The sequence below is a fragment of the Meiothermus rufus DSM 22234 genome (assembly GCF_000423425.1).
Classification (GTDB): domain Bacteria; phylum Deinococcota; class Deinococci; order Deinococcales; family Thermaceae; genus Meiothermus; species Meiothermus rufus.
This window is the reverse complement of record NZ_AUHY01000121.1, coordinates 1-1,409: the sequence shown is the minus strand read 5'-3', so window position 1 is coordinate 1,409 and position 1,409 is coordinate 1. Positions and strand designations below refer to the sequence as shown.

The following is a 1,409-nucleotide window of genomic DNA, read 5'->3' as shown; positions in this document are numbered from 1 at the left end:
CTCGGGTTTGACAGTTGACGGCCCTTCTCGGTGCCACGCCGCCCCAGGAACCCGCATGAATCAAGGGGTTTCCATGGGGCGGCGGTTCTTTGGGGTCAAAAGTGTAGTGCCACGTTTTTCAGATAAGATCTTGAAGGCGAATAGTTTTGATGCTACGTTAGTTGTGCCATGTTCATCCGCCAGAAGGCCTTCAAGAACAAAGACGGCTCCACCCGCACCTACCTCCAGCTCGTCGAGAGCGTGCGCCAGGGCGGCCGCGTCCGCCAGCGGGTGGTCGCTACCCTGGGCCGGCTGGAGGATCTCCAGGACGGCCGGCTCGATGCCCTCATCGAGAATCTGGCCCGCTTCTCCCAGAGCACCTGGCGTCGGCTGGAGGAACAAGCCGAGCGCCTGAACGTCCGGTGGTCCAAGCAGTGGGGACCGGCGCTGATCTTCGAACGGCTGTGGCGCGAGGCCGAACTGGACAAGGCCTTCGAGGCCCTGCTGGAGGATCGCCAGCTGGCCTTCGACGTGGCCGAGGCCGTCTTCACCATGGTACTCAACCGCCTCACCGACCCCTGCTCCAAGCGGGGCCTCGTGCGCCAGTGGCTGCAGGGCGTCTACCGGCCCCAGGCCGAGCAGCTGGAACTGCACCACTACTACCGCGCCCTGGACGTCCTGGCCGAGCACAAGGAGGCGATCGAGGATCGCCTTTTCGCCCGGGCTCGCGACCTGTTCTGGACCGAGGTGGACGTCGTCTTCTGGGACACCACATCTAGCTACTTCGAAGGCCGGGGGCCCGAGGGCTTGGCGGCCTACGGGTATTCCCGGGACAAGCGCCCGGATCGGCCCCAGCTGGTGGTGGGCGTGCTCATGACCCGGGACGGCTACCCCATCGCCCACGAGGTCTTCCCAGGCGACACCGCCGACAAGGCGACCGTGGAGACCGTGCTGGATGCGCTCAAGCGGCGCTTCCACCTGCGCCGGGTGATCTTCGTCGCCGACCGGGGCATGGTCAGCCGCCAGATCCTGCGGGCCATTGAAGAGGCCGGGATGGAGTACATCGTCGGCATGCCCCTGCGCCGGCACCGGGCGGCCGAGGCGGTCTTGAGCCAGCCGGGGCGGTATCGCAAGGTGAACGACCAGCTCCAGATCAAGCAGGTGACCCACCAAGGCCAGCGCTATGTGCTCTGCTACAACCCCCTCCAGGCCGAGCACGACCGCCAGGCTCGGGAGGCGGCCCTCGCGCACCTGAAGCAGCGGATCGAGCGCGGCCAAGCCAAGGAGCTCCTGCGAAACCGTCTCCTGGCCCGTTACCTCAAGGCCCTGCCCCAGGGCGCGCTGGTGGTCGACACCGATGCCGTGAAGCGGGCGGCCCGCTACGACGGCAAGTACCTGCTGCGGACCAACACCGACCTCGACCCGGAGGC

1 protein-coding gene is annotated in these 1,409 nt (G+C 66.7%); it reads left to right on the top strand.

Going from position 1 to position 1,409, the window contains the following annotated elements; all coding sequences use genetic code 11:
- Positions 1-168: 168 nt before the first annotated feature.
- Positions 169-1,409, top strand: a 1,241-nt coding sequence (locus G552_RS0113685; protein WP_027883498.1) for an IS1634 family transposase, incomplete at its 3' end; no start/stop codon positions are given.